5 protein-coding genes are annotated in these 9,316 nt (G+C 70.7%); 2 read left to right on the forward strand and 3 right to left on the reverse strand.

Annotation, left to right across the window (positions count from 1 at the left end):
* The first annotated feature begins 559 nt into the window (after positions 1–559).
* Positions 560–1,324, forward strand: coding sequence for a site-specific integrase (locus BM093_RS33410; RefSeq protein ID WP_143105685.1), 765 nt, complete (start codon positions 560–562; stop codon positions 1,322–1,324).
* Positions 1,325–4,462: 3,138 nt separating this feature from the next.
* On the opposite strand, the gene BM093_RS33415 is transcribed toward BM093_RS33410, so the two are convergent.
* Both BM093_RS33415 and BM093_RS33420 read right to left on the reverse strand, forming a co-directional pair.
* On the reverse strand, positions 4,463–5,446 hold the full coding sequence (locus BM093_RS33415) for a ParB/RepB/Spo0J family partition protein (protein ID WP_245773979.1): 984 nt from the start codon (positions 5,444–5,446) through the stop codon (positions 4,463–4,465).
* 3 nt (positions 5,447–5,449) lie between these two features.
* Positions 5,450–6,166: a ParA family protein gene (locus BM093_RS33420; protein WP_093357110.1), complete on the reverse strand. Its 717-nt coding sequence runs from the start codon at positions 6,164–6,166 to the stop codon at positions 5,450–5,452.
* Positions 6,167–7,137: 971 nt separating this feature from the next.
* Here BM093_RS33420 and BM093_RS33425 point away from each other — a divergent pair.
* On the forward strand, positions 7,138–7,914 hold the full coding sequence (locus tag BM093_RS33425) for a hypothetical protein (protein WP_143105686.1): 777 nt from the start codon (positions 7,138–7,140) through the stop codon (positions 7,912–7,914).
* A 79-nt stretch (positions 7,915–7,993) separates the two neighbouring features.
* Here the strand turns inward: BM093_RS33425 and BM093_RS36395 are convergent.
* Positions 7,994–9,316 (reverse strand): hypothetical protein (locus BM093_RS36395; protein ID WP_093357118.1); only part of this gene is annotated, 1,323 nt, incomplete at its 5' end.

Raw genomic sequence — 9,316 nt, forward strand, 5'->3', positions numbered from 1 at the left:
ATCGAGGACCCCACGTCTTCCGCAGCAGCTACCCGGATTGCCCGTTATGGGCGTGTCGTTGCGCCGGCCCCGCCGATCTTGTTGAGATCACTTCAATGTGGCTTGTCTAAGGTCACGTTGGTCCGCGCAGAAGGGCATCCGCTGGATGCGACTATCTCACGCTCGCCGCGCTGTGTCGGTGCGGTTCGATGATCCGAATCTGGTCGACGGCGCTGATGTCCGGAAATGGCCACTTCTCGGTTGCTAGGCTCGGTCGATCCGCCGTAACGGTGGCTCGTTATGACAGGTTCTTTATGGCCAGGGGGTGGGGCGGATCGCGCCACCGAAACCGCCGGATTCGTCCCGACGAGACACAGATGCGCATCTCGACGACATATCCGACGAGGCCGCGGTCCCGCCCACGATCGCAACGAACGGGGACGTGGCAACGGAAGTGGGGCAGCTGCACGGCCGTCTAGCCTCAGCGTTAGACGAGCAGATGGGTGACTATGCGCGCGCCGCGCGAGCGGAGGGCACTGGCGCGCCTACGGCACTGACATGGCCCGCTTCGAGCATTGGTGTGCTGCCCAGGATCCCACCGGAGCGGGCGCTCCCGGCCGCGCCGGTGGTGCTAGCTCGCTACCTGGTCGCGCACGCCCAGGTGCGGCGCCCGTCCACCCTGCAGCGGTGGTGCGCGGCCGTCGCCGCCGCCCATGATGTAGCCGGTTACCAATCGCCGACCCGCGACGAGCAGGTCCGCACCGTGCTGGCCGGGATCCGGCGTACCCACCGCACCCGACCCGCCCGAGTCGCGGCCGCCGCACCGGCGGACCTGCGCGCGATGCTCGAGCCCCTGGACCCGGCTCACGATCGCGACGCCCGGGACCGGGCCCTGCTGCTGATCGGGTTCGCCGCGGCCCTGCGCCGCAGTGAACTCGCCGCACTCGGTATCGGCGATCTACTCGTCGACGCCGAGGGGCTGCGGGTGTTCATCGCCGCCTCCAAGATCGACCAGAAGGCGCTCGGCCACACCCGAGGGTTGGCCTATGGCACCGACCTGCGCACCTGCCCGGTGCGCGCCTGGCAGGCCTGGCTCGAGCACCGCGGCGCCGGCCTGGCCGGGGCCGCGGTAGCCTGCGGCGTAAACGGCGTTTACCCCGCCGGCGAGGCGGTCGCGTTCGTCCGGGTGGACCGGTGGGGCAACCTCGGCCGCTCTCCGCGCGTTCCATCGCTCGAATCGTGGCCGACCGCGCAGCCGCGGCCGGGCTCGGTGGGCACTGGACGGGGCACTCGTTGCGCTGCGGGTTCGCCACCACCGCCTATGCCAGCGGCACGCCGGAGGTGACGTTGGTGCGTCACGGCCGCTGGCGCTCGACTACCGCGATGCGCGGCTACATCGACGAAGGCACCGTCAGGCACGACAACCCGACCCGACGGCTCGGGCTCTAACCCCCCACGGGACGGGGAGTAAACGGCGTTTACGCTCCGCCCGGTCGGCGCCGCGGCGGTCGCCGACCACCGGGCAGGGGACCGCTTCCTCCCAAGCGAGACAACACTGCTCGTCACAACCTGCGGCGTCCGCGCAGCCAGGTCGGCCGAGGAGGTGGCGCACGTGGACGCGGACCACTCCATGACCGTGTTCCGCTCGAGGTCCTCCCTCTGGGGGCGGTGCCGGCACGGCGGCACGTACCGGCGGGTGTCCCAGAATTTCGCCGCGCCCCTCGAGCTCGCCCGCATGTCTCCAGCGTGCAGCTTCTCGACGCGTTGCCGCATCCGCCGGTGGCCACGGGGCACCGCGCCCGGACTGGCTTCGAAGGGCCGGAGGATAGGGCTTCGGACTCGGTGCGACCGCAACCGGGAAGCCGAAAGGCCATCGGGACGGCCGGATAAACGGCGTTTACGGTCGCCGATCGCGCGCGTACGGCGACTTGGCCGGAGCAGAGGCGCCCTGTGGTGGACCGCGGCCACGGTCCAGGTGCGGGGTCGTTGTGCGCCGAGACGTGTGGGCATCGCCGTGTACCGCTGCGGTCGCGACCGCTTTCCTCGGCCGTGTGCGAGCTGTGGCCCACGGCGATCGAGATCCCGACTGTGGTCCCGGTCGCGCATCGCCCCGTGACGCCTAGACTACAGGCGGCGTGCGCGTCCGCTCGGTACGACGGCATGCCCGTCGCGGGGTAAACGGTGTTTACACCACCCCCTTGCCCGTCGCTGCGCTGAAGCAGCGGCACCCCCGGCTCCCTCCTGGCTGTCCAATCCGCACCAGCTGGATCGGGACGGGCAGACTTGCAGTCCGTCGCTGCAGCCGGGCGCTCGTTTCCCTGGCGCGTCCACGGACCGTCGGCAGGCCCAGCGCGGCCCGGGGTACCGGGCGCAGCTCGCGGACATCTCGGGAGGAACCGCCGTGTTCCGGGTTCGTGCAGCCGCCTGCCAAGACGAATGCAGTACCGACGCTGTGGCGGTCCCCGGCCCAAGCCCTTCAGCCGACCGAGGTCCACCCCCGGAGTCGGGCGTAAACGCCGTTTATCCCACCACCGTGGGGGCTGCCCGTCCTAGCGCGCGTCTGCCGAGGAGGGCGGGGCACTTGCCCGCGCTCCACCGTCGGCGCTCCCGATAGGGGTAAACGCCGTTTACGCCACCTCCCACCGACGAGAGCAGAAGCAGAGCCCACTCCTTGTCGGCATTCCGCGGCCTGCGGCCCACACCCGGGGCGGACCGGGACCGCTGGCTGGCAGGGTCCGGAGCCGCTTCCACGCGCGGTCGCGTAAACGCCGTTTACGCCCCGCCGGCGCTCTCCGCGACCGGCTGCCACGGCCTCGAGGCGGGGGCGAACGGCCGCCGGTGGCGTCGGAGCCGGAGCCGATCGCTGTCCTCTGCACGATGGTCGCCGCGGTGGAAGCTCGCGGGGCGGAACGTCTTCGAGGAGGACGAGCGTGGGGCCGGTATGGCGACGGGTCGCCAGCTCACGCGCCGGGAGGGTCGCGGAACCCATGCGGTGTAAACGCCGTCTACTCCTCCGCGCCGGTGGCGTAGTCAGCTACCTCTGCCGGCGTTGTGCGGTGCCCGAGTCCGACGAGCAGCGAGAACACGGCCCACACCACCCTCCCCGTGTCGTCGTTCCGCCCGGGCGCGGCTATCGCGCCCGACCCGGCAGGGACGACCACGGGCCGCGCGTGCTCACGCGAGCAGCGTCCATCGACCTGCCAACAGCTCGGCGCACCGATAGGCCCGAAGCCGAGGCTCGCATCTTCTTACGCCGCGGGAGTCGATAACGCCCCGGCCGCGGACAGGCCCGGTACAGCCGAGCGGGCTCGAACGCTCCGGGCCACCGGGGTACGGCAACCGGCTGCAGCAGGGCGTAAACGGCATTTAGGTCTGCGCTCGACGGGCCGCCTCCAGCTGCTTCCCGTCGTGCGCGAGCACGCCCGTCGGCGCGCCGGACACCGTCGTGGCCGTCCGACTGCGCCTCGCTGCATGCGAGTGCCTACCGGTCCTCGCGCACGGCCGACGTAAGTCGGTACTGCTGGGCGTAGCGATACTCGGGCGATCAGCATCGTGCCGAGAGGCGGCGCAGCCGCCAACGTCGCCTGCTACGTCGCCCACGTGAGCGGCCGGCCCTGCCGGGCTCACGCGGCAGCCCCGGCGTCAAAAGGGAGTGCCGCGTATAAACGGCGTTTACGCCCCGGTCGGCGGCCAGGCGACCGGCGTAGCGACAGCCTCGGCACACCCACAAGCGCGACTGCCCGGGAGTCTCTGTTGCTGGCGCCGGCTGCGGTGAGTCTCGTCGACAACAGCCCGCGCTGCACCCCGCTGCGTGTCTCGGACGCACAGAGTCTCGTGCCATCAGCCGCTTTCCACGAGCGGCGCGTCGTTACCAGCGCGCCCGGCACGCAGCCACGGTCGATTGTGGGTGCACACCTTTGCCGACTGCTCCGGTGCCGCGAGCATTTCCCCGCACGCCCCCGCCACCGGCGCCCAGGATGTCGTCCGCGCTCGTCTGGTTCGAGCCCCGGCACCAGCACACCGTCGGACGTGGTGGCGCGTAAACGCCGTTTATCCTCGCCGGGCGTCGGTCACTCTCTCGACTCGACCAGCGCCGTCGGCGCTCAGCGATCCGCTCGGGCCGGGACGGACCCGCGCCCGGATCACCCAGGACCCGGAGAACCCGGCCAGGTCATGCCGGGGCCGAGGCATAAACGGCGTTTATGCGCCCCACCTCAACATCGGCCGTGCTGCCTGGTCGTCGGCAGGAGCCGCCGTCCGACAGCACCGTGCACGAGGAGGCGCTCCGCCGCGTGCCAGTCAGCAGTGGCGCTCGCCGGCAAGGTCGCGAGGTGGGTAAACGGCGTTACGTCGAGAGGCGTGGGGGTGATGCGCGGTGAAGATCCGGTCGCGGGCCCGTGGGAGGTCCGGCAACGAAGCGGCCCCGGTGCGTAAACGGCGTTTACGCACCGGGGCCGTGGGAGTGGCTGGCCGAGCCGATCGGTTAGCTGGCGGCAGCCGAGACGTCGTCATCCGCGCGCCCGGTCGGGGCCGGGTGAGGGGTCTCGGCGGCCTCGGACAGCAACCGGATGAGCTCGGCCCGCTCGTTCTCGGTGAAGACCTCGCGGATCGACGCCGCGGCCCGGGCCGGACTGGACACCGCGATGCTGCGCCGGGTCCGCCGCGGCGGCTCGACGCCGGCAGGCAGGTTCGCGGCGGGCTTGCGGTAGGGCGGGCCTGCCGCGGCGATGGCCTCTTGCTGCTCGACGGGCAGGGAGCCGAACTGGCGACCTTGCTCGACCTTGAGCGTGCCGTCTTCGAGCGCTTCGCGCAGCGGTGGAATCAGCCCGAGCAGCGCCATGCGCTGGCTGACATACATCGGGGTGCGACCGATCCGGGTCGCAAGGGCGCGTTGGGTGATCCCGGCCTCGGTGACCAGCCGCTGCATCGCCTCGGCCTCATGCAGCGGGCCGAGGGACTTGCGGTGGCTGTTCTCCACCAGCATGACCTCATACATCGAGGCCACCCGGTCATCGTTGACCAGTGCCGGGATCCGGGTGAGGCCCGCGACTGCAGCGGCCCGCAGGCGCCGGTTCCCGATCAGGGCTACCCAGGAAGCGCCGTCGAGCCGCGACTCCTCGGCGGGATAGCGCTCGAGGAACGCGGTCGCTGAGCACACCACGATCGGCTGGAGCACCCCGTGCCCTCGGATGGTGGAGACCAGTTCGTAGAACTCGCCGTCCTGCTCGTCGTCGCTCGAGCGTTGGTTGAGTGGGTTCGAGACGATCGCGTCGACCGGCAGCAGCGAGGTGTCCGGGCCCGGCTCGGGAGTCGCCGGCGCCGCCGCGATCTCCGGGGCGGGCTCCGCGCTCGGCGTGGGGGCCGGGTGGGGCACCGGGGCCGGGGGCGGTGGTGCTGCGGGGACCGGAGTGTAGTTGTCGGGCACTTCTTCGCGGGCGAGTTCGGCGAGGTTGACGCGCTTCCCCATGGCCTACTCCTCACCTGCGGTGTAAACGCCGTTTACGCCGCCTGCGTGGCGAGGTCCGTCTTCTCCGGTGCCGAGCACCTCGAGCGCAAGCCGGAAGAAGTCTTGTCGTGCCTCGAGCGCGACCCGGTTCTTGGCGTACTGCACGACGGTCACGCCTTCGGCCGAGGCCCGGGTGTGCAGCTTGTAGTGGCGGATGACCGTGTTGAAGCTCGGCCAGCCCCGGGCAGCGACGTACTCGCGGGTCTGGTCCAGGTCGCTGTCCCCGTCTCGGGGGTCCCAGTTGTTGAGCAGCACTCGCCAGCGCACGCCGGCCGGCTCAATGACGCGTTGGATCGAGCGGGTGGCCGGGGAGAACGACATCGGCTCGGGTTCCAGCGGGACGATCACATCGTCGGCCTGGGTGAGCACGGTCTGGAGGATGGACTCGTCTTCCAGGCTGCCGGGGGTGTCGACGAAGATGTGCGAGTACTGTTGGATCTCGCGCAGTTTGCCTAGCAGCTGGGGGTTGTCGTGGCACTGCTCAAAATCGAACGGTAGCCTCTCGCCCACCCGCTGGGCCCATTCGAGCATGGAGGCCTGCGGGTCGGTCGACACCCCCAGTACCGGGGAGGAGTCTGTGGTGCCGCCGAGAGTGTCGGCGACCACTGCGGCGAGGTTCACAGTGACGGTGGTCTTCCCGACCCCGCCCTTCTGGTTGGCGATGACATGCACACGCGCCATGGAGTAATCCCTCCGTCTGCTTCCCACCCGGCGGGTGGTACTTCGGATCGGCGGAGATGTTCGCAGATCACGGACGGGAGGCCGCGGAATGGGGGCCTTCTCGGCGTGCCGCAGCGCTGCTGCAGAAGCGGCACGTAAACGGCGTTTACGCCCGGCTGGCCCCCTCCCGGCTCGGCGGCCAGGCCGAAGGGTCGATGAGCTGACCGCAAATGACGGGCGTGTCACGCGGTCCGGACAGCCCACGGAACCGCAACCCGATGCGGACTCGGGCCTGCGAAAGCGCTCCTTCTACGCAGCAGGTGGCATGTCCAGTTCGCCTGGACCGGCCTGTGTCGGGTGTGCTGGCCTGGCCCGCCAGTGTGTAACACGGGGCGACCCTTGGCCGGGGTCGCCCGTTCTCTATTCCCGCCTTGAATGACGGGCGGGCACAGTAGAAATCGAACACACGTTCGGAGTAGAGACCGTTGCAGGGCATCCTCGGACTCACATGCCACGGGCCGTGACGGCGCCGGGTCGACGCAGCCCCCAGAGGCGGGTCCTGAATTACAGGCGGGGTCGAAGGGCCCGCCTGCGAGATCGACCAGGTCGAGAACGCTCGACAGGATCCAGACGAAGCGGCCTCGGGTTGCCAGCCAGAGGCGGAACAGGTTAACGCCAGGTGCCGCTCGTGGTGGTCCACTCGCAATCACGAGGCCCTGATCAGTCCGGACGGACACCAGCACCTTGCCAAGATCCTCGCCACGATCGCCAAAGCGTGCGATCCGGACACCGCCCAGATCGGGTGGGACGGCGCCCGGTCCACGCAAGCTCACAGGAGGCGCTGACTGCATACCTTGAGAACACAGGTGCTGTGACGGAGCCAGCCTCTGCACTCCCCGTCGGAGCAGCGCGGAACCGGGTGCTCTGTCGGGGCCAGCCTCTACACTGATGCTGTGCAGCAGTGCCGGTGACCAGCTCAGGAGGTGGGTGTCGTGACCGGGATGGCACGTGTTGGCCGGTACGGGTCCACCCGGGTCGAGCCGGCGCCGCTGTTCGACGTGACCAATCCGTCGGCGGCGCCACCGCGCGATGCGCATGAGGTGCTGTTCCGGGCACCGGTGTCGTTGTCGGTGATGCTCGACGGGATGGCCGAGGCCGGACTGTCCGACGAGATCGACGCGTGGGGCGGGGCCTACAGCGAGCTGCTGAACCGGCTGCTGCGCGAAGTCCAGCGGTCGTGCGGTTGGGCCGGCGACCCGGAGCGGACGTCGATCCTCTCGCCCGCCCGGCTCGAGCTCGCCGGCGTGGTCGAGGCTGTGGTTCCGGGCTTCGAGCAGGCCCGTTGGCACTGTCACGTCTACGTCGGTGCCATGGCGACGATTCTGGCGACGGGGGAGCGGGCCCCGGTCTCGGCCGAGTTCCTCCGCGAAGGCGTGTACTCCTCCGCGCAGGGTTTCCACATGAACCAGCTGCGGGCCCTGGCGGAACAGGAGTTGGAGGTGTCCTGGGGTCTCCCGCGCGACACCGCCTCGATCTACGAGATCGTCGATCCGCCGTGGCACGAGTACATCGGGGACAACGATCGCGGGGTGTGTCCGGGGCCGTGGCCCGTCACCGGCGCCCGGGTGTTGGCCGACGAGCGGGCCCTGCGGCTGGCTGCCGAGCAGGAGGCCGGGATGATCGCCGAGCGGGAGGCCGGGCTTGGTCCCGACCAGGAGAAGCTGCGTGCGGCTGGTGCCGCCTACTGGGCCAGCATGGTGAAGGGTTAAGACACCTCCCGGCTCCTGCCCCGCGGCGCGCGAGCGTAGTTGAGTCCTGCCCCGCACCGTGGCGCCGTGCCCGGGCGGGTTAGTAGTCGTCGTCGATGTCGTAGCCATAGTCGTCGTGGCCGTAGTCGACGTCGTAGCCGTGGTCGAGGCCGCGGGCAGGCTGCGCGTGCTGCTGGCCGAGGATGGTGCGTTCGGCTTCGATGTCGAGCTGGTCCTTTCGGGCGCGCTGGGTGTAGGCGTCGTGAACGCTTCGCTGGTGCTGGTCACGGGCTCGTGCAGGCGCGGTCCGGGCCCGCTTGAGCTCGCTCCCGTGGGCGGTCTGTCGTAGGGCCTCGACGGCCTCGCGCGCCCGGTTCGTCGGGTGGCGGTCACTCGTGTCGGCGGCGACTTCGGCGCCGTCGGAGGTTTGTGCCGTGGCTGTGGGCTCGTCCTGAGCGCTGCTCGGCTCGTCTCCGATAGGCGGGGTGACCGTGTCGTGCACGGTCCCCGCCCCGGCAGGCGTGGTGGTGTCGGGCAGCTCGAGCTGCTCGCCGCGCGCCTCGTCGGGCAAGGTGGTTTCGCGCCAGGTGGGCAGGTTGCGGCGTTCGAGTTCGACGGCGGCGGCCTGGTCGGCTTCGCGCAACGGCGCGGTCTGTTCCCACCACTGCTGGCGGGCTTCGTACTCCCGCGCGAGAACATCGGCCTGGTCGGTGTAGGTCGCGGCGAGTTCCTGGTGGCGCTGCGCGGTGGCGAGCAGCTCGGCGCGGTCGCCGGCGGGCTCGGGGGCGTCGGCTTCGGCGCGGGTCAGCAGGGAGTCGTCGCGGATCTCCGCGGCGAGACGCCGGGTCGCGGCCAGGTCCTCGCCCACGGCGCGGGGGCCGTACTCATCGGCCCGGTACAGCTCGAGTGCCCAGGCTTCCCGGGCCCGGTAGAGCTCGGTGGTGTCCTTCTGCTGCCAGGCCAGCGCGGTCGGGTCTGGGTCGAGGGCCTCGGTGGCTTGGCGCCACAGGTTGTAGGCGAAGGGCTGCTCGGTCGGGGGCGCCTGGCCGAGGGAGGCCTCGTGGTCGGGGATGCCGCGGTACTCGCGGTAGGCGGCCACGAGCCCGGCCCGTCGCTCCCAGTCGGCCCGGTCCTGCGCCGCCTCGGTCGGGTCGGGGACCTCGGGCAGTCGGTCGAGGGCCCACTGTGGGGGCTGGTTCGCGATCTCCGTGCCGAGGGTGTGCTGGCGCTCCAGCGCGACCGTCCCGAGCGCGTGGAGGTAGTCCCGAACCGCCCCGGGGGCGAGCGTGTCGGCGACGGTGGTCCAGTCCGCCTCGGCCACCCCTGTGTCTGCGCCCCGTTCGGGTTCGCGCTTCTCGAGCAGCTGGCCGAGGCGCCAGTGCAGCACCTTCGACAGGGCATCGGCGTCGGTGAAGCTGCGCAT

This window comes from Pseudonocardia ammonioxydans (assembly GCF_900115005.1).
Classification (GTDB): domain Bacteria; phylum Actinomycetota; class Actinomycetes; order Mycobacteriales; family Pseudonocardiaceae; genus Pseudonocardia; species Pseudonocardia ammonioxydans.

Bases quoted from the DNA above. Each gene is read 5' to 3' on its own strand.
- BM093_RS33415 (WP_245773979.1), bottom strand. From the start codon at position 5,446: ATGGGGAAGCGCGTCAACCTCGCCGAACTCGCCCGCGAAGAAGTGCCC.
- BM093_RS33420 (WP_093357110.1), bottom strand. From the start codon at position 6,166: ATGGCGCGTGTGCATGTCATCGCCAACCAGAAGGGCGGGGTCGGGAAG.